We start from the raw sequence: 21,255 nt of genomic DNA, 5'->3' as shown, positions 1-21,255 counted from the left end.
GAACCTTCAATCCGCCGGCGATGGAGGCAAGAGGAATTCGTCTCCAGGGAGAGCGCGGCATAAGCCGTCAAACCATCGCGCAGGGAATGCCGGGCTGCTCCGGCTGTACCTGTATGCTCGTGTGCGCACTTCCTAAGTGCATTTGCACACGAGACCGCGGGTGCAGCAAAGCACCCGGCATTCCCTGCGCCCTCTCACTTGTGGGGGGCGAACGATTTGCAAAAGCTCGGGCGCATCGTGTCGCGAGAACGCTAACGCACATTCAGTTGTCGTCACCCGCGAAGGCGGGTGACCAAGTATTCCAGAGACGTCGATGATAGAACCGAGAAGCCGCAGCGTACTGGATACCCCGCATTCGCGGGGTATGACAGCTTTTGTTGCTTGAACATCGAAACAGGAGCCTACCCCTGCGGCGCCACTGAAATCCTTGCGCAGTCGCGGCGGCCCATCAGGACGCAATCCTGGGTCTTGCGGAGATCGGCGATGCTCACGGCAAGCCAGATGCCGATCGCGGTCAAGGCCACGGTGAAGGCGAGCGCTGCGATGTTGGCGAGCATGCGGTGACGGAAGTCGTCGCCCTCGTCGCGCGACCGTTCGTAGCGGGACAGATCGTTCGCGGTTTGCGGCCCCTTGACTTGACGAGTGGCCTGGCTGGGCTCTTCCCGCCCGCCCGGCGGGTGGGCCGAGGTACGCGGCCGGAACTTGAGCACGACGTGCTCGTCGTCCGTGATAATGGGCCGCTCGGTTTTCACTGCGTTCGTCCGACGAAAAGTCCTGCCGCCTTTTTAGCACGGCGGCAGCGTTTCCAACATGAAATCTTGCCAGCCGCAGGACAGCCATCCATCTCCGCAACGTCTGATGGAACCGTAACGACGCCAGGCTCAGTCCTGTTTCGGCAGCCGCCCCATCATGTAGAACTCGTCGTTGGGGCGCATCGCAGTGACGTTGGCGAGCCGGTTCGACAGCGCGAAGAAGGCCGAAATGGCCGCGATGTCCCAGATGTCGTCCTCGGAAAAGCCGTGGCTGGCGACCTCGGCAAAATCGGCCTCGGAGACTTCGTTCGCCGCCCGGCTCACCTTCATGGCGAAGTCGAGCATGGCGCGCTGCCGCGGCGTGATGTCGGCCTTGCGGTAGTTGACCGCGATCTGGTCGGCGATCACGGGGTTTTTCGCCCGGATGCGCAGGATCGCGCCGTGGGCGATCACGCAGTAATGGCACTGGTTGGCGGCCGACGTCGCCACCACGATCATCTCGCGCTCGGCCTTGGTCAGCCCGCTGTCCTTCTCCATCAACGCGTCGTGATAGGCAAAGAAGGCACGAAACTCGTCGGGCCGGTAGGCCAGCGTCAGGAACACGTTCGGCACGAAGCCGGACTTCTCCTGCACCGCGAGAATTCGCGTGCGGATATCCTCCGGCAGCTTGTCGATGGCGGGCGGCTGAAATCGTTTGGCGGCAGGCTTGGACATGAAAGGGTTCCGGCTAAAGGCCGCGCGATGCGGCGTTGCCGGAACCATATAGAGCGTTTTCGAGCGAAGTGGAAACCGGTTCGCGTGAAGAAAACGCGTCAAATCAAAAATCTAGAGCCCCCGTTTCGATTCCATCGAAACGGAGAAATGGCTCTAGCGTTTTCGGGTGAAGTGGACACCATCCCCCGCGGAGCAATCGCGAAAACTGACATGCCTCAGCGCAGCGGCTTTTTCAGCAGCGAGAACCGGTCGGGATCGAGCCCCATCGAGGGCTGCAGCATCGGCGCTTCGACCGGCGTCATGACGCGGGCGGCGGGGCGGTCGCTGATCGAGGGATCGTTCGGCACGTCGCGGTGCGAGGTGGCGCCGCGCCAGCGATCCAGCACGGCCGAGACGAAATGCATGTCGTGGCCGGCGGAAACCGACGGCGCGGTGGCGATCGTGGCTTCGCTGCGCGGCAATTGATGCACCGGAACCTCCTTGAAGCGCAGCCGCGTCGGCAGCGCCACGCCTTCGCCGAAGGCCAGGACTTCGCGGGTGCCGAGCGAGGGCACGAACGACAACAGGTTGGCGGCGGCGTCCGAGACCGCCGAGCGCAAGAGCGCCTGGTCGCGGTCGTTGGCAAGGCGCATCGCAAACAGCGTGTTGCACTGGGAAATGATGGTGGCGTCGAGTTCGGCCGGACGCTGGGTGACGAGGCCGAGATAGACGCCGTATTTGCGCCCCTCCTTGGCGATGCGCGACACCGCCTTGCGCGTCGGCCCGAAGCCGATGTTGCGGTCGGCCGAGGCGTAACGGTGCGCCTCTTCGCAGACGAACAGCAGCGGCGACACGCCATCGCTCCACAGGCCGAAATCGAACGCCATGCGGCACAGTACCGACACCACGGAATCCACGACTTCGGCGGGGAAGCCGGCGAGCTGCATGATGGTCATCGGCCGGCCGTTGGCAGGCAGCCGGAACAGATGGCTGATGACTTCCGCCATAGTGTCGCCGCCGACATTGGCGTTGTCGAACATGAAGGCGTAGCGCGGATCGTTGCGCACGGTCTCGATGCGCGAGATCAGCTTGTGATAGATGATGCGCGAGGAGCGGTTCTCCAGCTTGCCCATCCGCTCGTCGATCAGCGAGATCAGGTCGACAAGGCGATACGGCACCGGCGTATCGACGGTGTAGCCGACCGACTTGGGCTCCATGCGCTTGAGCCCGAGCCGGTCGGAGTTTTGGTACTGGGTATAGATGCCCTTCGCCATCGGAATGACTTCGGCGAGGACGTCGAGTTCTTCCGGCACGCCCGGGCGGCCGCCGAACAGCACGTCGACGATCTCTTCGAAATTGAACAGCCAGAACGGCAGTTTCAAATTGCGCGGATTCATTACGACCGCGCGGTCGCCGAAGCAGCGGCCATATTCGTTGTGCACGTCGAGCAGGAAAACCCGCAGGTTCGGCCGCGCCTTCAGAATCTCGTTGAGCAGCAGCGACACGCTGGTCGATTTACCGACGCCGGTGGAGCCGAGAACCGCGAAGTGCTTGGAGAGCATTTCCTCGACGTCGACATAGGCGATCACCGAGCGGTCCTGCTGCAGGGTGCCGACATTGATCTGGTCCGACCCGCTCGGCGCATAGACGGTGCGAAGGTCCTGGGCCGTGACGAGGTCGACGGCGTCGCCGATCGTCGGATAATTGGTGACGCCGCGTTGGAATTTCGGGCGGTCGCCGCCGAAAATTTCGCCGAGCAGGTCGACCGATGCGGTCGCCATGTACTCATCAGAGCTTGGCTGATTCTCGCACGAAACCTCGGTAATCATGGCGATGATGGTGGTGGATGTCGCACAGCGAATACTGATGAAGCGGCCGACGGTGGCGCGCACTTCGGAAAGGGGCATCTGGCCTGTCGCCAGAAGTCCGACCCGGGCGAGGGAGCCGCGCACGGAAATCACACGTCCGAAGGATGTCACGGTGTTGAACCTGGATCTCATGAATTGGGGTCTGGCCTGCATTATGGACGGCCCCGACTAGCGAAACGGTTAAGCCGGCGAGGTTCCGTATCAGCTAAATCAGCGGCATCCCGGTCAGAATTCGTTTTTGCAGCGGAGTCCGATCCCACGCTCCGATTGCGAGTTAGGCTTGGAAAATCGGGGCTTTCTCGCATTTGCTGGGTCGCGCGCGCTCTGCTACGAATTAATCTCTCGTTTACCATTTCGAAGGAGAGAACCAGCCAAGGTCACCTCTCGATAGCCTGTTGGTGGCGATGGTGATTGGAGCCAGCCCGTGTATCGACGTAACCGATTGCTAACCGCAAGTTGTAACGCGCCTTCCATTTGTCCTTCGTACCAATATCGCTGGGCGGGAAAACTGGATTCCGGCTTGCGTCTGCATGACCGATCGCCAACCGCCTGCGGATTGGCGATTTCGCGCGGAGAAGCATCTCGGGTGAGCATCGAAAGCGACCAGAAATTGCCTGGCGGTCCCGCCGATAAGGCCGGGCTATTTACGCTGCTTGCTGTCTGCGCTGTCCTGCTCGCGGCGGCCGTACTCGCGCAATTTGCCGTCTCGACATGGAGCATTCGCGAACGCGTCCTGCTGGCGCTCGTCGCCGCTCTGGCCGCAGTCGCCGGACACTTGCTGCGGCGCGAACGATTGACTGATCGGCGGCTGGTGGCCGAGCGGCGCCAGCTCTCGATCGCCGTGAACAACATCCCGCAAGGTCTTGTTCTGTATGATGCATCCGCGCGGATCATCACTTGCAACCAGCCCTATCTCGACATGTTCGGATTGTCGCCCGACGTGGCGAAGCCCGGCTGCACCATGCAGCGGCTGATCGCCCACCGGAAGGAAACCGGATCCTTCGATGGCGACGTCGATGCATTCTGCGACGCGATCATTCAGAAAGTGTCGCTCGGCAAGGCCACGCGCCAACTTACGGAAGCGCCGGGCGGCCGGGCGATCGAGATCATCAACCGGCCGCTGAAGGGCGGCGGGTGGGTCGCTACGATCGAAGACATCACCGAGCGCAAGCGTGCGGAAGAGAAGATCGCGCATCTGGCGCACTACGACGGTCTGACAGACCTGCCGAACCGGATCCTGCTCCGCGAGCGGCTGGAACATTCACTCACGGTGATGCGGCCGGGCGAGCAATTGGCGGTGCTCTATATCGATATCGACGAGTTCAAGAGTGTCAACGACGCGCTCGGCCATCCGATCGGCGATGAACTGCTCAAAGGCGTTGCCGATCGCCTGCGCGGTTGCTTGAGGGAAACCGACGTGGCGGCCCGACTCGGCGGCGATGAGTTTGCCGTCATTCAAATGCCCATCAAGGATCGCTCGGAAACTACTCGGCTCGTTGATGAAATCCATTCGGCGATCAGGCAGCCCTTTGAATGCATGGGACACCTGATCACCACCGATGCCAGCATCGGAATAGCGCTTGCTCCCAGCGACGGGGTGGACCTCGACCAGTTGTTGAGGAGTGCGGACCTAGCGCTCTACGGCGCCAAGGGCGACGGACGGCGAACCTACCGCTTCTTCGAGGCCGGCATGGATCAGCGCGCCAAAACGCGGCGAAGCCTGGAGCTCGAGCTGCGCCGGGCGATCAGCGACGGCAGCCTCGAGACCTATTACCAACCGGTGGTCAATATCGAGGACGGCAAGATCTCATCCTGCGAGGCGCTGTTGCGGTGGCGGCACCCCGAACGCGGCATGATCTCGCCGGCGGAATTCATCCCGATCGCGGAAGACAGCGGCCTGATCAATCAGCTCGGCCTGTGGGTGCTCAATGCCGCCTGTGCCGAGGCCGTTACCTGGCCGGACCATGTCCGCGTCGCGGTCAACGTGTCGCCGGTGCAGTTCAGGAGCCAATCGCTGGCGCTGAACGTGGCCGCGGCGCTGGCCGCCTGCGGCCTTCCCGCGAGCAGGCTGGAGCTCGAAATCACCGAGGCCGTTCTCATTCGCGACGACGAGGCCGCGCTCGACATGCTGCATCAGTTGCGCAAGCTGGGTGTCCGGATCGCGCTGGACGATTTCGGCACCGGCTACTCCTCGCTCAGCTACCTGCAGCGCTTTCCGTTCGACAAGATCAAGATCGATCGCTCCTTCATCAGGGACATCGCAGGCCCCGGCGCGTCCTCGTCGATCGTCCAGGCCGTGGTGAATATCGCAGCCGCCAGCGACATGATGACGACGGCGGAGGGTGTCGAAACCGAACAACAAAGGAACTTGCTGTACATCCTCGGCTGCACCGAGATGCAGGGCTATTTGTTCAGCCCCGCGATATCGGCCGCCGAGGTGAGACGACTGTTGGTGACGCATAGGGGTAAGGCGATGTCGGCTGCTTGAAACGCCGGGCACGGCTTGCTATCGACGGAGAAGGAAAAAACAAGAAACAGAGCAGGGTGGACCGCGATGAATCGCGACAACGCATCTTGAGCGAGCCTGCGCGATCTTCCGCGCTCGCACCATTCCGCGTCAGGAACTACCGTTTTCAATGGCCGGCTGATCTGCTCACCTCGTGGGCGTTCGAGATGGAGCTGCTCATTCTCGGCTGGTATGTGCTGGTCGAGACCGGATCGGTCCTGCTGCTTACCCTGTTCGCCTCACTCGGCTACGTCGGTACGCTGGTAGCGCCGATGTTCGGCGTCGTCGGCGACCGCATCGGTCACCGCGATCTGTTAGGCGTGATGCGCGCGACCTACGCGATGCTGGCCGCCGTGCTGATGACGTTGGCGCTGTCCGGCCACCTCGCGCCGATTTTCGTTTTTATCATCGCGGCCGTGATGGGCATCGTCCGCCCATCGGATCTTGGCGTGCGCGGCGCGTTGGTTGCGACCATCATGCCGCATGGCCAGTTGATCGGGGCGATCAGCATCTCGCGCACCACGATGGATACCGCGCGCATCGCCGGCGCGCTGAGCGGCGCCGGCTTGTTTGCCTCGCTCGGCATGGGCCCGGCCTATGTGGCGATCGTCTGCCTCTACCTTACCGCAACCGCGCTGACGCTGTGCATCGTGGCGCCGGCAAAGCCGCAACTCGCGGGCGAGGCTTCCAGCGAGGCGTCGCAGCGCTCGCCGCTGCGCGATCTCAAGGAAGGGGTCGCCTATGTCTGGACCACGCCGCGGATGCAGGCCGCGCTCTGGGTGGCATTTCTGGCCAACCTCACGGCCTATCCACTTTCCAACGGCCTACTGCCCTATATCGCCAAGGCGATCTACGGCACCAACCAGACCGGGCTCGGCTATCTGTCGGCGAGTTTTGCGATCGGCTCGCTGGCCGGTTCGATCGTGTTGAGCCTGATCCGCGATATCCGGGTGGCGCGGCTGATGATCGGCGCGACCGTCGTCTGGTACGCGACCTTGCTGATCTTCGTGCAGATGCAGACCGTGCCGACCGCGATCGTGTGCCTGGTGGTGGCAGGCTTTTCGCAAAGCCTCGCCATGATCTCGATCGCCGTCATTCTGATGCGGACCGCGAGCGAGAATTTCCGCGGCCGGGTGATGGGCGTGCGCATGATGGTGATCTACGGCCTGCCGATCGGTCTGTTGGCCGCCGGCAGCCTGATCGACGAGATCGGATTTGCAGCGACCGGCACCGTCTACGCGGCGGCCGGTCTGGCGCTGATGCTGGCGATCGTGCTGCACTGGCGCGCCGATCTCTGGCACGTGCACGCGCCGGCGAATGCGCGATGATCTGACCCCGCCGGCCGGCGCGGGCGTCTCACTGCACCTTGATGTCAGCCGCTTTGAGCACCGTGCGACGCGTCATGGCGGCTGGGCGCTGCCAGGATGTTTGTTGACTAGACCTGATATTTTGTACAGATGTACAAAACTCGAGAACGGAAAGCAAATGCCATGACGCGAAACCCCAACATGCGGGAAGCCATCCTGAGCGCGGCCGAGCTGTTGTTCTCGACGCGCGGCTTCAATGCGGTGTCGATCCGCGACATTGCGCTGGAGGCGGGAGCCAATCCCGGCAGCATCACCTATCACTTCAAGAGCAAGGACGGGCTGCTGCTCGAAATTTACAAGCGGCATTGCGGCCCGATGAACAAGCGCCGCATCGAACTGCTGGTGGCTGCAAGGCGCGTGCGCGACATTCAGGACCGGCTGGAAGCGATCGTGCGCGCCTATGTGCAGCCGGCGTTTTCATCGAGCAGCGACCTTGCCGGCGGCGGGGCGCGATTCACGCGGCTGCGCGCGGTGATGTCGGCCGAAGGCAACGCGGTGGTGGGCCGCATCATCGCGGAAATCTTCGACGACACCACCAACGCATTCATCGATGCCATCGCGGAAAGCCTGCCGCATCTGCCGCGCACGACGATCGTCTGGCGGTCGCAGTTCCTGCTCGGCGCGCTCTATTACACCCTCGTCAATCCGGAGCGGGTGACGCGGCTATCCCGCGGTGAAGCCGACGGCACCGACATGGCGGAAGCGATCGAGCAAATCGTCTCGGCGACGGTCGCCTCGTTGCAGGCGTCCGACATCAATCACATCGACGGCGCGTCACGCCGGACCAAGCCAATGCAACCGTACGCGATAGGTATCGCTCGAAAGCGGAAAGAAAATCCACCCGACTAGGTACCCGCCCGAACCGAGCACTGCAGAAGGCACCATGAACAAGCCCACAATTCCCGGACCCGATCCCAACACGCGAACGCCGAAATTCAAGCTTCCGGCGCTGGCGTGTGACGCACACACCCATATCTTCGGCCCCGGCGACAAATATCCTTACGCGCCCGGCCGGCCCTATACGCCGCCCGATGCGCCGCTCGAGGATTTCCGGACGCTGCACACGAAGCTAGGAATCGGTCGCGCCGTCATCGTCAATGCCAGCGTGCACGGCACCGACAACCGCGTGGCGCTCGATGCCATTGCCGTCAGCAACGGGACGTTTCGCGCCGTCGCCAATATCGACGACACCATCACCGAGCGGGGCTTGCGCGAATTGCATGAGGGCGGTTTCCGCGGCTGCCGCTTCAACTTCGTCCGTCATCTCGGCGGGGTGCCCGACATGGCGGCGTTCCATCGTATCGTCGCGATGGTCGCGCCGCTCGGCTGGCACATCGACCTGCATTTCGACGCGATCGACTTGCCCGAATACGCCGAGATGCTGGCAAAATTGCCGGTGCGTTACACCATCGATCACATGGGGCGCGTCAAGGCATCCGACGGTCTCGACCAGCTTCCGTTCCGGACGCTGATCGATCTGATGAAGCGTGACGAGAAATGCTGGGTGAAGGTGTGCGGTTGCGAGCGGGTGTCCTCCGGCGGACCGCCGTTCCACGACGCGGTGCCGTTCGCGCGCCGCATCGTCGAGACGGCGCCGGACCGCGTGATCTGGGGAACCGACTGGCCGCATCCCAACGTGAAGGTGATGCCCAACGATGGCGATCTGGTCGATCTCATTCCGCTGTTTGCACCGGAACCGGAATTGCAGCAGAAGATTCTGGTCGATAATCCGGCGCGGCTGTTCGAGTTTTGAAGGGAGCGCGTGCGATGGCGAACAAACGAATCCAGTACAGCTTGAGCCGGCGCCGCGCGTTGTTCGCCGGCATGGCCGCGCTGGCGGCGGCAGCGCTGTTGCTGCCGCAAATCGCCCGCGCGCAAAGCTATCCGAACCGACCGGTGCGGCTGATCCTGCCGTTCGGCGCGGGCGGCGTCGCCGACGTCACGGCGCGGCTCGTTACCGAAAGACTCGGCGAAAAGCTCGGCCAGCGCTTCGTCATCGAGAACATGCCGGGCGCCGGGGGTATCAACGCGGCGCGCGCTGTGCTGTCCGCGCCCGCGGACGGCCATACGCTGGCGCTGTTCAGCAACGGCACCGCGATTTCCGTGTCGCTGTTCAAGAACCTGACGTTCAACCCGTTGACCGATTTCGTGCCGGTTTCGAGCATGGGTTATTTCGACTTCATCTTCGTCACCCAGGCTGGTTCGCCGTATCCGACGCTGGCTGACTTCATCAAGGCAGCGAAGCAAAAACCCGGCACGCTCAATGTCGGCACCATCAATGTCGGATCGACCCAGAACCTCGCCGCGCAATTGTTCAAATCGACCGCCGGCGTCGATGTTACGATCGTACCGTTTCGCAGTTCGCCCGAAGTGCTGATCGCGCTGTTGCGTGGCGATATCCAGATGGCGATCGAAAATTACAGCGCGGTGCGATCACATATTGTCGACAAGGCGGCGATCGCCGTGTCGTCTTCGGGGCCTGTGCGCACCACGTTCCTGCCCGACGTGCCGACGGTGAAGGAAGCCGGCGGCGGGGATTTCGAGGCCCGGTCCTGGAACGCTATCTTTGCGCCAAAGGGCACGCCGCCGGAGGTGATCAGGACGCTCAACGCCGCGCTGCGTGAAGTGCTCGAGATGGCCGACTTGAAGAAGCGCGCGCTCGATCTCGGCATCGAGGCCAAGGCCAGCTCGCCCGAGGAAATCCAGGAACGGCTGAAGGCCGACATCGACAAATGGGCTGACGTGATCGAGCGGGCAGGAATTGCCAGACAGTAGCCATGCTGCCGGGTGCGGCCGGCAACGTGCAACAATCGAAGGAGGAAATCCCGATCATGAGCAATGCTGGAAAAACGGGCCTTGTGGTTACGGCGCATCCCGGCGATTTCGTCTGGCGCGCGGGCGGCGCGATCGCGCTGCACGCCAAGAAGGGCTACCGCATCAAGATCGCGTGCCTCTCGTTCGGCGAGCGTGGCGAAAGCCAGTTCGCCTGGAAAGAGTCCGGCGCGACGATGGACAAGGTGAAGGCCGGAAGGCGCGACGAGGCGCAGCGCGCGGCGGAGATGCTGGGCGCGGAAATCGAGTTCTTCGACGCGGGAGATTATCCGCTGCGGCTGACGGACAAGCATTTCGACCGCATGGTCGATATCTACCGCGAGCTCAATCCGTCCTTCGTGCTGACCCATGCGCTGGAGGATCCCTATAATTTCGATCATCCGAACGCGGCGCACTTCGCGCAGGAAACCCGCGTGGTCGCGCAGGCGATGGGTCACAAGCCTGGCGCCAAATACACCTATTCGGCGCCGCCGGTGTTCCTGTTCGAGCCGCATCAGCCGGAGATGTGCAATTTCAAGCCGCAGGTGATCCTCAACATCGACGAGGTCTGGGATATCAAGCGCAAGACGTTCGAAATTCTCGCGGCCCAGAAGCACCTGTGGGCCTATTACGAGCGGGTCGCGCTGCAGCGAGGCGTGCAGGGTGGCCGCAACACCGGCAAGCCAATGACCTATGGCGAGGCCTATCAGCGGCTGTTCCCGATGGCGATAGAGGAATTGGCATGAAGACGGTCGTCGTCCGCAATATCAAGCGCACAGAGCCCGAGCTCGTGAAGCGGTTGGGTGCGCTCGGTGTCGCCACCGCGCACGAGGCTTATGGCCGTTTCGGCTTGATGAAGCCCTATCTGCGCCCGGTGTGGAGCGGAGCCGAGACGGCAGGCACCGCCGTGACTGTGCTGGCGCAGCCCGGCGACAATTGGATGATCCATGTCGCGGTGGAGCAGTGCCGGCCCGGCGATATTCTGGTGGTCGGCTGCACGGCTGACAATACCGACGGCATGTTCGGCGATCTGCTCGCGACCTCGCTGATAGCGCGCGGCGTAAGAGGCCTCGTCATCGATGCCGGCGTTCGCGACGCCAAATCGCTTCGCGAAATGGGTTTTCCGGTGTGGTCGAAGGCGATCTCGGCCAAGGGGACGGTGAAGGCGACGCTCGGTGCGGTCAATGTGCCGGTGGTGTGCGCCGGCATCAATGTGAAGCCGGGCGATGTGGTGGTTGCCGATGACGATGGCGTCGTGGTGATCGGACGCAAGGACGCCGCCGATGTCGTCCTCAAGGGCGAGAAGCGCGTCGCCGACGAAGAGGGCAAGCGCCAGCAACTCGCCGCGGGTGTGCTCGGGCTCGACATGTACAGTATGCGCGAGCCGCTGGCGAAGGCTGGGCTCGTCTATGTCGACGAGCTGGAGGAGGACTGAGGTGGCGATGCGCCTGCGCACCTTGCTCGGCGACCATCCCGGCACGACCGCGCTGAAGAACGGATCGATCGGGTCGGACCTGGTCGCGTTCGATTTCGCGCAGTATTCGCCGACCAACAAAGGCTTCAAGCCGATGGTCCGCGAGGGGGCGTTCGACGTCTCGGAGATGGCGATCGTCACCTATTTGATGGCAAAATCCTTCGGCAAGCCGATGGTGCTGCTGCCGGATGTTGTGCTGGCGCGGTTTCAGCACGGGTATGCGCTTTACAATGCGAAGGCGGGAAAGCTCGGGCCGCGCGACCTCAACGGCAAGCGGGTCGGCATCCGCTCCTTCACGACGACCACCGGCGCATGGCTGCGCGGCATCCTTGCCAATGACTATGGCGTCGATCTCGACTCGATCGAGTGGGTGACGTTCGAGGACGCCCATGTCGCCGAATTCGTCGATACGACCAGGCGGGCGCCTGCGGGCAAGCAGATTGTCCAGATGCTGATCGACGGCGAACTCGATGCGGTGCTCGGCGAGAAATCGGATCATCCGGATTTGAAGTCGCTGTTTGCCGATGCTGCTGCTGAAGAGAAGGCTTGGTTTGGGAAGCACGGGGTGGTGCCGATCAACCATATGGTGGTGGTGAGCCGGAGATTGTCGGACGAACATCCGGATGCTGTACGGGAGGTGCATCGGCTGCTTGCCGAGTCCGCCGCGGTCTCGCCGGCAGCGCCGCGCTTCAGCCGGGACGAAATGCAACGTTCGCTGCAATTGATTATCGATTACTCCGCGCAGCAAAAGCTTATTCCGCGCGCGTATGCGGTGGAGGAGTTGTTCGACGATGTAACGCGGGCACTTTGGTAGTCCCCGCACAGCCGTCATCATCCGCGAAGGCGGATGATCCAGTACGCCGAGAAGGTCGGGTTGACCGAAGAGCCTCGGCGTACTGGATACCCCGCCTTCGCGGGGTATGACCTCCTTGAATGTGGTCACACTGGAGCAAGCAATGACCCCCGAGCCGATCTTCGATCTCGCCCATCTCGGCCATATGGAGCTGCTGACGCCGAAACCGGACGAGAGCCTGAAATTCTTCGTCGACGTCATGGGCATGACCGTCAGCGGCCGGAAGGGCGAGTCGGTCTATCTGCGGGGCTGGGACGACTACGAGCGCTATTCGCTGAAACTGACGGCCTCGAAAACATCGGGCATGGAGCACATGGCGTTGCGCGCGCGTAGCCCGCAGGCGCTGGAGCGTCGCGTCGCCGCGCTGAAAGGCTCGGGATTCGACATCGGCTGGATCGATGGCGATATGGGGCAGGGGCCGACGTTCCGCTGTCGCGACCCTGATGGTCATATCGTCGAGCTCTACTACGAAACCGAATGGTATCAGGCGCCGCCCGAGCTCCAGCCGGCGTTGAAGAACCAGGCGCAGCGCTTTCCGGCGCGTGGCGTCAATGTCCGCCGGCTCGATCACCTCAATTGCCTGGCCGTCGACATCAAGGCGAACCGGCTCTTCTTCGAAAACTATCTGGGCTTGCGCACCACCGAGCAGATCGTGCTGAACGACGGCACGGAAGCGGCAATGTGGATGACGATGTCGAACAAGAGCTACGACTTCGCCTATACCCGCGATCACTATGGCAAGGCCGGACGCTTCCATCACGTCACCTACGCGCTCGACAGCCGGGAGGAAATTCTGCGCGCTGCCGATATTTTTTTGGAGAACGGCGTCCACATCGAGACCGGTCCGCACAAGCATGCGATCCAGCAGACCTTCTTCCTCTACGTCTACGAGCCCGGCGGCAACCGCGTCGAAGTCGCCAATGCGGGGGCCCGGCTCATTCTCGCGCCCGACTGGAAGCCGATTGTCTGGACCGAAGAGGAGCGCAAGAAGGGGCAGGCCTGGGGGCTGAAGACGATCGAGTCGTTTCACACCCACGGCACGCCGCCGGTGTGAGGCGACGTTTTGCCCGCCCTCGGTCAGCGGACGTCAAAAGTGGGAAAGATGACCGGCCTTGCGGCCGCGATGTTACGCACCATCTTGATGCGAACGTGCAAATGACGTCGTGAGCGGTCGATGGCAGAACTTGTGGATTTCTCCAGCGAGGCTTTTCTTCGTGATCCCCGGAAAGGCGTGGCCCTGTTGCGGTCATCCGGACCTGTCGTCGCGACGAAGTTTCCCATTCTAGGCCGGCTCTGGGTCACCACAACCTATGAGGCGGCGGCGCGCGTGCTGAAGGACAGCGCGACCTTCACGCTACGCAAGGAGGGAGGCTCGCTCGTCGGCTTGCCCTGGTGGATGCCGACGCTAATCGGGACGCTCGCCAACAACATGCTGACGATGGACGAGCCGGATCACACGCGGCTGCGCGACATCGTCGACGAGGCGTTCCGTCGCCGAGCCGTGATGGACATGGAACCACACATCCGCGCCATCGCCGATCGCCTCGCCGATGACTTGTTTGCGGCGGGCAGCCCCGCCGATCTGGTGCAGCGTTATGCGCGGATGTTGCCGCTTGCGGTGATCTGCGAACTGCTCGGTCTGCCGTCGGCCGACCGGCCGAAATTCATCGCCTGGGCCAATTCAATCGCGAATCTCACCAACGCGTTCGGCTTTCTGCGGTTGATCGGCGGAATGATGAAGATGCGGCGCTATCTGAAAGTGCGTCTGCAGGTCGCCCGGGAACAGGGCGGCGAAGGATTGATTGCCGAGCTTGTGCGGGTCGAGAAGGAAGGCGGGCGCATCACGCCGGACGAAATGGTCTCGATGGTGTTTCTCTTGCTGGGGGCGGGCTCCGAGACCACCACCCATCTGATCAGCGGATCGGTGTTCGAATTGCTGAAAGATCCTGCGCGGCGCGATTGGATGGCGGCGGACTGGAGCCGCGCTGGCCTTGCGGTGGAAGAATTTTTGCGCTTCGTCTCGCCGGTGCAGTTCTCAAAGCCGCGCTATGTGCGCCATGACGTCGATCTGGACGGCGTGAAATTGAAGAAGGGTGATCGGGTGATGGCGATGATCGTCGCGGCCAATCTCGACCCGCAGGCGAACGAGGGTCCCGAACGCCTCGATCTCGAGCGGCGGCCGAACCGGCATCTCGCGTTCGGGACGGGAATTCATTTCTGCCTCGGCCACCAGCTTGCGCGGATCGAAGGAATGTGCGCGCTGCAGGCGCTGTTCACGCGCTGGCCGCGGCTGAAGCTGGCGGTTGAGCCGTCACAAATTCATTGGCGGAAACGACCGGGCATTCGCATGATCGCGGAGTTGCCGGTGGTGGCGGGCGGGTGATGAGAGCGCGGCTAGCTGGGGAAGCTGGAGTCCCAGCCAGACTCGGAAAAAGCTTTATGCACCTACGCACCGACGGGAACCGCGAGAGCGCGCCGTCGAGCAGAGCGGTTCGAGATCGGGAATCTGCTCCCGTCACTCAGGAGGATGTGCGACTTCGCTTACTTCTTGAAGTTTGAGCAAGCCGTTCCAAGCCTTATCGGGGCCTCTGATATCGTCCCGCAGCTTCGCCTTCTCAAGTGTAACGAGATCACCGCAGAACTCGCAGGCAAATGGCGTTTCGCCGCGAAGCCATGGCATTGCTTTCTCATGCTCATGGCCGGAAGCAGGACGCGGAGGATTGGCGTTAGCATCGCGGCAAACTGCCATGACCAAACTCCAGAGATTACTGGACCGCATGCCTGAGGGGAGCGGACGACCTACCGTCAGTAACGAGTTGGTGCGCATGGGCCATCTCCTGAGCGATGGACGGCCTAACGGTAAACACAACAAACAAACTCGGCAATTTCGCTCCATGCCTTAGGGGCGAGCCCCTATGTAGAGTCCCGGAGGCCTCCCGTTTCGCTAAGCTGTCGCATTCACGCGGCGAGAGCTGCAGCCGGCGCATCTGGGTCATCGCGCACTTCCAGCATTGTTGCGCATGGTAGATGCCAGCAGGTGATCGCGGGGAAGGGCGCCAAGGCGAAGGGGCGGGCTAAGCGAAAGTTGAAGCCGATTTTCAATGCGTCACCCCTTTCTCGAAAGTTCCACACCGGGCTAGCTGGTCGGCGCCCGTCAGACGAAATGCCGCCAAATAGCAATGCTTTCGTCGGTCGATCTCGATAATTGAGGCCCGCTATGAGTTCGTTCGAGGAACCTGCTGCAGTTTCGCACCGCGGCGCGTCGCTGGATATCGCTCAAGAATCCGTTGGACGTTTTGAGCAGCGACATCGGGCCTCTCAAGGCGAACCAGCGATCTCGTCACTTCGGCCGGTCCTGCTATGCCTTCTGTTGCTGGCCGTGCTTGCACTCGGCTGCGGCGTGGTTCGAGCCCAAGGCACAATCCCTGACAGAGAGCTGGTAGTGGCGACCAAGGAAGCGCCGCCCTTCGCGATGAAGCAGCCGGACGGGAACTGGAGCGGTATCAGCATCGAACTCTGGAGAAAGATCGCTGCTGGAGCGGATCTACGCTTTCGCTTGGTCGAGACCCAGAACGTGCAGGACCTGCTGGATGAAGTTGCGAAGGGCACCCTCGACGCCGGTGTCGCAGCGGTAACTGTGACCGCCGGGCGCGCACGCAGCGTCGATTTTACCCAACCCTTCTACAACACCGGACTCGGGATTGCGGTGCCGATCCATGAAAGTGCTTGGGTGTCGATCGGGAGGGCGCTTCTTTCCTTCGGATTCTTCCAGGCTGTCACGGTACTGCTTTGTTTTGCGATGGCGGTCGGCTTCCTTATTTGGCTGCTGGAACGCCGGAAAACGGAACATTTCGGCGGGGGAGCCAAGGGGCTCGGCTCCAGCTTTTGGTGGTCGACCATTGCCATGACACAGGCGGGCGCTGCCCAGAATGCACCAGCAACGCTTCCAGGGCGGATCGTCGCAACCGGGTGGATGATCGCTTCCGTTATCGCCATAGCCGTGTTCACGGCAGGCATCACCTCCACACTCACGCGCCGAGGGCTCGAAGGCGCGGTTCACGGTTTCAGCGACCTGCGATCCGTGCGCGTCGGCGCCGTCGCCAACTCTGCGACGACCGACTACCTCACTCGTCAGCAGCTTTCCTTTCGAGCGTTTCCAGACCTTCAAAGCGGCCTATCTGCATTGAGCCGCGGCTCGATCGATGCCTTCGTCCATGACAAGCCGCTTCTGACCTGGGTCGCTCGGAAAGACTTCTCAGCCTCGGTTCGTATTGTAGACACCAGCTTCAGCAGCGAGAGCTATGCGATCGTGCTGCCGAAAGGCAGCACATTGCGGCCCATGCTCGATCTTGCCGTGCTCGATCAGATCGAAAGCGATTGGTGGCGACAAACGCTATTCCAAACCCTTGGAAATGCACGATCTCCCTAAGGTGCACAGTTGCGACCCCCATCGGCTTTCTGTGGTCTCTCAACTTCCGCGGGGGGCTTATCCGACCGGAACAGTCGCATGCACGACGGGCCGTTGAGGGTCCTATAACCGGCGAGATGGGAGTCGAGCGCGTGCGCAATGACGCGCTCGTGGTCGCCATTGAACACCGGTGAACTTCATATTTGGACGCCCGACATCCGATCGTTCTTCGACACGGTGGGGGCAGGACTGGCTCATCCGCTTCGTCGAGCATCGAATCGGCGATCCGGTCCAAGATCAACTCGACGGTTCATCGTCGGCGGCCAAAGCTCGTTCGGATCAAATCGTTGGTGGGATTGCCGAGTCTGGCTGGGGAACCTGGATTCGAACCAAGACAAACAGAGTCAGAGTCTGTTGTGCTACCGTTACACCATTCCCCAAGAATTGCTCAATGACATCAATGTCTTACATGGATGTCCGGGCAATCGGCTGGAGCGGGATTTTGCAAATCGCCGCTTTCGCTGGTGCGTCGTTCTACTCGCTCGATCCGGGCCTTGGCAAGCGCGGAAGGAGGGGCATTTTCGAACGAATTGCAGGGGGGCGGGGCAGCGCTTGCCGCGGTCCGCGCGTTACCGCTGCGAACGACGAGCCGGCTTTTTGCGCCCGCGCGGACTGCGATCCGTCGGCGCCGTCATCTCCGCCTGCAGCAACAGCAGCAGGCAACTGCCGAGCCGCTGCTCCATTTCCCGGTCGTGAATGGACAGTGGGCCGGGGTCGTTGAGGATGGCGTTGACCAGCGTTCCCAGCACGACCTGAAAGCCGAAGGCGATGGCGCGTGTCTTCGCCGCCTTGTTGCCCCGGCCCATCGCGCCAAGCAGGATTGGCGTGGCGTCCGCCACGTTGGCGCGCGCCAGTCCCTTGAAGGTCGACCAGCGGTCCGGCCGTGTGTCGTCGTGCTGGAGTGCGGCACGCAGCACGCCTTCGTGCTTGCGTATCCAGCCGATCGTTCCGCGCACGAGGAGGCGGCTGAGATCGGCAAGATCGGCATCGGCCAGCCTCTTGTCCTCCTTCATCCGCGACAGCCTGCTTTCGCCATCGCGCGCGGTAAGCGCCATCAGCGCATTGAAATAGGCGTCCTTGCTTTCGAACCGGCTGTAGAACGCGCCGACGGTGGCGCCGACTTGGCGGCACAGTGCTTCGATCGACAATTCCGCGAGGCTGTGGGTGCGCAGCATCTCGGCACCTGCCTGGAGCAGGGCGGCCGTGGTCTCGCGGCTGCGTTTCTGCCGCGACGGGGTGACGCCGGGAAGGTCGAGTTCGGCCGATGGCTGCATCTGGAACTTGCGTCTCCGCTCGAAGTAACCATAATGATAATTCGGATTATAGTTTTTGGCAATGCTCCGGCTGGCGCGTTGCCGTGAGCCGGGCGAACGGCGGATCAACCGCGGTCGCATCCAAAGACCGGGAGGAAAAGCATGGCGGCAGGTGGCGCAAAACCGTTCGGCGGCACGATCGGCAAGACAGTGGCCGGCTCAAAACCCTGGTGGCCGCAGGCGGCCAAGCCGCCGGAAGGCGCGCCGAACATTCTGGTGGTGCTGTTCGACGATGTCGGCTTTTCCGATTTCGGCTGCTACGGCTCTGCGATCCGCACGCCGACCATCGACAAGCTTGCCGCCGAAGGCCTGCGCTATTCAGGCTTCCACACCACGGCGATGTGTTCGACGACGCGTGCGGCGCTACTGACCGGCCGCAACCATCATTCGGTCGGCGTCGGCTGTCTCGCCAATTTCGATAGCGGCTATCCCGGCTATCGCGGCAAGATCGCGCGCGAGGCGGGGACGCTGGCGGAAATGCTGCGGCCGCATGGCTATCGCAATTACATGGTCGGCAAATGGCACGTCACGCCTTTGACCGAAAGCGGCGCGACCGGGCCATTTGACGGCTGGCCGTTGGGGCGCGGTTTCGATCGGTTCTACGGCTTCCTTGATGCCGAGACCGATCAGTTTGCGCCGGAGCTCGTATCCGACAATACCCATATCGATCCACCCGGCATCTATGCGGACGGCTATCACCTGACGTCCGATCTGATCGAGCAGTCGATCCGCTTCATCGCCGACCACACCGCCGACCGGCCTGATGTGCCGTGGCTTACCTGGGTGGCGCTTGGCGCCTGCCACGCGCCGCATCAGGCGCCCATCGATATCATCAAGAGCTACGACCCGATGTTCGCTCATGGCTGGGATGTCGAGCGCGAGCAGAGGATCGCGCGGCAGAAGGCGATGGGAATCGTGCCGCGGGAAACCCGATTGCCCGCGCGCAACGACGGCGTGAAGGCATGGGACGAGCATAGCGCCGACGAAAAGCGTGTGTTCACGCGCCTGCAGGCGGCCTTCGCCGGCATGCTCGATCACGCCGACCAGCATCTGGCCCGGCTGATCGGCTTTCTCGACAAGGCCGGCATCCGCGGCGAGACGCTGATCCTGGTCTTGTCGGACAATGGCGCCAGCCAGGAGGGCGGGCCGTGGGGCTTCGTCAACGCAATGGGGCCGTACAACTTCCGCCCCGAGCCGATGGCGGAAAAACTGCGGCGGATCGACGATATCGGCGGACCCGACTCGCACAGCAATTTTCCGCATGGCTGGGCGATGGCGTCGAACACGCCGCTGCGCCGCTACAAGCAGAACACCCATGGCGGCGGCATCCGCGATCCCTTCATCGTGAGCTGGCCGAAGAGGATTGCAGCGAAAGGCGAGGTGCGCCATCAATTCGTTCACGCCTGCGACCTGACGCCGACCCTGCTCGACCTGATCGGCATCAAGACGCCTTCGGAAGTTAACGGCGTTCCCCAGATGCCGCTCGAAGGCGAGAGCTTTGTACGTTCAATTGCCGATGCGTCGGCGCCATCAAAATCCTCGCCGCAGTATTTTGAAATGTTCGGGCATCGCGGCCTCTGGCATGACGGCTGGAAGGCGGTCTCCTTCCATCCCTCGGGCACGCCGTTCGAGAATGACAAATGGGAGCTGTTCCACCTTGCGCAGGATTTTTCGGAAACGGACGATCTAGCAGCCGAGCATCCTGAGCGGCTTGAGGCGATGATCAAGCTGTGGTGGAGCGAGGCCGAAAAGCACAACGTGCTGCCGCTCGACGACCGCTTCGGCCCGCGCTTTGCGGAGAACGCGGCGCGTTTCCACGGCGCGCGCAACAAGTTCACGTTCCACGCCGGCATGGGACACGTGCCGACCGACGTCGCGCCCGATGTCCGAAGCCGCAGCTACACCATCGAAGCCCATGTGGAAATCGGCGATGAAGGCGCCGAGGGCGTGCTGATCGCCCATGGCGATGCGACCTCGGGCTACAGCCTTTACATCAAGGACGGCCTGCTGGTGCACGATCTCAATATCGGCGGCGGCCATGAGATCGTGACCTCCGATCGCAAGGTGCCGTCAGGCGCGCACCGGCTCGGCGTGCATGTCGAGCGTCTGGTGCGCAAGGAGCCGCCGGCCAAGGGCTCCCGCACCGGCGTGACCGCCTATACGCTGCTGATCGACGGTGAGGCCGCAGGCTCGATCCAGACCCAGCTTGCCTTCAACAATTTCATCTCGTGGTCCGGCCTCGACATCGGCCGCGACCGCTCCAGCCCGGTCTCGCACTACGAGGCGCCGTTCGAATTCACCGGGCGGTTGCTGAAGGTGACCGTCGACATGCATGCCGACCAGAAGCTGGATGGCCAGGGCGTAGGTGCGGCGGAGATGGCGCGGCAGTAGCCGCCAATCCTAAGTTGTCATCGCCCGCGCATGCGGGCGATCCAGTATCCCAGAGACGCTAATAATTGAAACGATAAGCCGCGGCGTACTGGATTCCCCGCCTGCGCGGGGAATGACACCTTGTGTGCGGCGACGGCGTCACGCTGCTCTTCGCAACCGACGAAACCTGCCTGCCTTACTTGATCTTCTCATACGCCGCGGCGAAATCCGCCAGCGGCATGGGAATCGTGATTGTTTCCTTGGCCATATTCTGGAACGAGACCTTCAACTGCTTGCCGGATTTCAACGCGGCCAGCATGTCAGGCGAAATCTGGGCGTTGGCGTAACAGCCGCGTGCCTCGCAGGTCTGAACCTGCAGGTCGGACGTCATGCCATCGTCGACCTGGAGCTTGGCTCCGGCTGGCAGGTTGAGCCCGAGCGGCAATTGCACGATACCGACCGGTGCGCGGGTTTCGGCCGATACGCGGATACTGATCAGCACGATCAACTGACCGGTCTTGGTCAGGACGGCGCTTTGCTCGATCGCGCATTCGAGTGGCGCGCCGCGGCCGGCGCTGCTGCACCGCGCAACCCATCCGGGAGGCGCGGACGTATTGGCGCCCTCGGCCGGGCCGGCGGAGGGAGCTGGCGTTGCCTGCGCCGTGGGCGCAGTATTCTTGGTCTTGACCGCCTGGGCTTGGCCATGGCCGCACATGCCGAGTAGTGCTGCGGCAACAACCGCCAATTTGATTGAAATTTTCACTGAACGGCTCCGAATGA

At 62.5% G+C, this 21,255-nt stretch carries 18 protein-coding genes and 1 tRNA gene; 12 read left to right on the top strand and 7 right to left on the bottom strand.

The genetic code is table 11. From position 1 onward, the window contains the following. Positions 1–401: 401 nt before the first annotated feature. The 3 genes from LMTR3_RS12045 to LMTR3_RS12035 form a co-directional block, all read right to left on the bottom strand. Complete coding sequence (locus LMTR3_RS12045) at positions 402–752, bottom strand: hypothetical protein (RefSeq protein ID WP_065745227.1); 351 nt, start codon at positions 750–752, stop codon at positions 402–404. Positions 753–881: 129 nt separating this feature from the next. Beyond that, positions 882–1,466, bottom strand: a complete 585-nt coding sequence (locus tag LMTR3_RS12040) for a peroxidase-related enzyme (RefSeq protein ID WP_065745627.1) — start codon at positions 1,464–1,466, stop codon at positions 882–884. Positions 1,467–1,681: 215 nt separating this feature from the next. Continuing rightward, the gene (locus tag LMTR3_RS12035; protein ID WP_141686563.1) at positions 1,682–3,445 is read right to left on the bottom strand and encodes an ATP-binding protein; all 1,764 of its coding nucleotides are present in this window, start codon (positions 3,443–3,445) and stop codon (positions 1,682–1,684) included. Positions 3,446–3,899: 454 nt separating this feature from the next. On the opposite strand from LMTR3_RS12035, the gene LMTR3_RS12030 reads away from it, so the two are divergent. The 10 genes from LMTR3_RS12030 (at position 3,900) to LMTR3_RS11985 (ending at position 14,707) form a co-directional block, all read left to right on the top strand. Then, the gene (locus LMTR3_RS12030; RefSeq protein WP_065745226.1) at positions 3,900–5,801 is read left to right on the top strand and encodes a putative bifunctional diguanylate cyclase/phosphodiesterase; all 1,902 of its coding nucleotides are present in this window, start codon (positions 3,900–3,902) and stop codon (positions 5,799–5,801) included. An 86-nt stretch (positions 5,802–5,887) separates the two neighbouring features. Next, positions 5,888–7,147, top strand: coding sequence for an MFS transporter (locus LMTR3_RS12025; RefSeq protein WP_065745625.1), 1,260 nt, complete (start codon positions 5,888–5,890; stop codon positions 7,145–7,147). Between the two features lie 162 nt (positions 7,148–7,309). Next, positions 7,310–8,035 (top strand): TetR/AcrR family transcriptional regulator, encoded by a 726-nt coding sequence (locus LMTR3_RS12020; protein ID WP_245319833.1) that lies wholly within the window; start codon positions 7,310–7,312, stop codon positions 8,033–8,035. 34 nt (positions 8,036–8,069) lie between these two features. Then, a complete protein-coding gene (locus tag LMTR3_RS12015; protein WP_065745224.1) occupies positions 8,070–8,939 on the top strand; it encodes an amidohydrolase family protein in 870 nt (289 codons plus the stop codon). A 14-nt stretch (positions 8,940–8,953) separates the two neighbouring features. Further along, the gene (locus LMTR3_RS12010) at positions 8,954–9,961 is read left to right on the top strand and encodes a Bug family tripartite tricarboxylate transporter substrate binding protein (RefSeq protein WP_065745223.1); all 1,008 of its coding nucleotides are present in this window, start codon (positions 8,954–8,956) and stop codon (positions 9,959–9,961) included. 56 nt (positions 9,962–10,017) lie between these two features. After that, complete coding sequence (locus LMTR3_RS12005) at positions 10,018–10,743, top strand: PIG-L deacetylase family protein (protein WP_065745624.1); 726 nt, start codon at positions 10,018–10,020, stop codon at positions 10,741–10,743. Next, the gene (locus tag LMTR3_RS12000) at positions 10,740–11,432 is read left to right on the top strand and encodes a 4-carboxy-4-hydroxy-2-oxoadipate aldolase/oxaloacetate decarboxylase (RefSeq protein WP_065745222.1); all 693 of its coding nucleotides are present in this window, start codon (positions 10,740–10,742) and stop codon (positions 11,430–11,432) included. The genes LMTR3_RS12005 and LMTR3_RS12000 overlap by 4 nt, the downstream gene beginning before the upstream one ends. 7 nt (positions 11,433–11,439) lie before the next feature. Beyond that, positions 11,440–12,285, top strand: coding sequence for a substrate-binding domain-containing protein (locus tag LMTR3_RS11995; RefSeq protein WP_084029606.1), 846 nt, complete (start codon positions 11,440–11,442; stop codon positions 12,283–12,285). Positions 12,286–12,427: 142 nt separating this feature from the next. Next, on the top strand, positions 12,428–13,378 hold the full coding sequence (locus LMTR3_RS11990; protein WP_065745623.1) for a catechol 2,3-dioxygenase: 951 nt from the start codon (positions 12,428–12,430) through the stop codon (positions 13,376–13,378). Positions 13,379–13,498: 120 nt separating this feature from the next. After that, positions 13,499–14,707 (top strand): cytochrome P450, encoded by a 1,209-nt coding sequence (locus tag LMTR3_RS11985; RefSeq protein WP_065745220.1) that lies wholly within the window; start codon positions 13,499–13,501, stop codon positions 14,705–14,707. Positions 14,708–14,839: 132 nt separating this feature from the next. Here LMTR3_RS11985 and LMTR3_RS37450 read toward each other — a convergent pair whose 3' ends face one another. Beyond that, a complete protein-coding gene (locus LMTR3_RS37450; RefSeq protein ID WP_141686562.1) occupies positions 14,840–15,151 on the bottom strand; it encodes a hypothetical protein in 312 nt (103 codons plus the stop codon). A gap of 390 nt (positions 15,152–15,541) precedes the next feature. Between LMTR3_RS37450 and LMTR3_RS11975 the strand changes: the two genes are divergently transcribed. Beyond that, positions 15,542–16,753, top strand: coding sequence for a transporter substrate-binding domain-containing protein (locus LMTR3_RS11975; RefSeq protein WP_245319832.1), 1,212 nt, complete (start codon positions 15,542–15,544; stop codon positions 16,751–16,753). 345 nt (positions 16,754–17,098) lie between these two features. On the opposite strand, the gene LMTR3_RS11970 is transcribed toward LMTR3_RS11975, so the two are convergent. Both LMTR3_RS11970 and LMTR3_RS11965 read right to left on the bottom strand, forming a co-directional pair. Next, positions 17,099–17,172, bottom strand: a tRNA-Gln gene (locus tag LMTR3_RS11970). A gap of 189 nt (positions 17,173–17,361) precedes the next feature. After that, positions 17,362–18,066: a TetR/AcrR family transcriptional regulator gene (locus tag LMTR3_RS11965; protein WP_065745621.1), complete on the bottom strand. Its 705-nt coding sequence runs from the start codon at positions 18,064–18,066 to the stop codon at positions 17,362–17,364. Between the two features lie 141 nt (positions 18,067–18,207). On the opposite strand from LMTR3_RS11965, the gene LMTR3_RS11960 reads away from it, so the two are divergent. Further along, positions 18,208–20,496 carry an arylsulfatase gene (locus tag LMTR3_RS11960; RefSeq protein WP_065745218.1) on the top strand — a complete coding sequence of 763 codons (2,289 nt, stop codon included), beginning with the start codon at positions 18,208–18,210 and terminating at the stop codon, positions 20,494–20,496. Positions 20,497–20,671: 175 nt separating this feature from the next. On the opposite strand, the gene LMTR3_RS11955 is transcribed toward LMTR3_RS11960, so the two are convergent. Continuing rightward, complete coding sequence (locus LMTR3_RS11955; protein WP_065745217.1) at positions 20,672–21,238, bottom strand: invasion associated locus B family protein; 567 nt, start codon at positions 21,236–21,238, stop codon at positions 20,672–20,674. Between the last annotated feature and the right edge of the window lie 17 nt (positions 21,239–21,255).

The sequence above is a fragment of the Bradyrhizobium sp. LMTR 3 genome (genome assembly GCF_001693485.1).
In the GTDB taxonomy this organism is placed as follows: Bacteria; Pseudomonadota; Alphaproteobacteria; order Rhizobiales; family Xanthobacteraceae; genus Bradyrhizobium.
The sequence above is the reverse complement of the archived record's forward strand: the minus strand, read 5'-3'. Positions and strand labels throughout refer to the sequence as shown.